Source organism: Achromobacter sp. Marseille-Q0513, from assembly GCF_018195695.1.
GTDB lineage: Bacteria > Pseudomonadota > Gammaproteobacteria > Burkholderiales > Burkholderiaceae_B > Achromobacter.
This window is the reverse complement of the sequence record NZ_JAGTJY010000607.1, coordinates 1-376: the sequence shown is the minus strand read 5'-3', so window position 1 is coordinate 376 and position 376 is coordinate 1. Positions and strand designations below refer to the sequence as shown.

Sequence of the window (376 nt, the reverse complement as noted above, 5' to 3'; positions counted from 1 at the left end):
TGGCAATGGCCAGTACGGCAAGTTCACGCTCGACCAGACCGGCAAGTGGACCTACGTGCTGGACAACGGCAGCACCAAGGTGCAGTCCCTGGCCGCGGGCCAGACGGTCACCGACACCATCACCGTCACGATCAGCGACGGCAAGGGCGGCACGGCGACCAAGGACATCACCATCACCATCACCGGCGCCAATGACAACCCGACCATCGGCGGCGTGGCCACCGGCGCAGTGAAGGAAGACGGCACGCTGACCACCGCCGGCCAGTTGACCAAGAGCGACATCGACACGAACGACACCCACACCTGGTCCATCGCCAACAGTGGCAATGGCCAGTACGGCAAGTTCACGCTCGACCAGACCGGCAAGTGGACCTAC

At 64.1% G+C, this 376-nt stretch carries 1 protein-coding gene; it reads left to right on the top strand.

The annotated features are described in order from the left end of the window. Positions 1-376 (top strand): VCBS domain-containing protein (locus KDH83_RS31965; RefSeq protein ID WP_212323209.1); only part of this gene is annotated, 376 nt, incomplete at both ends.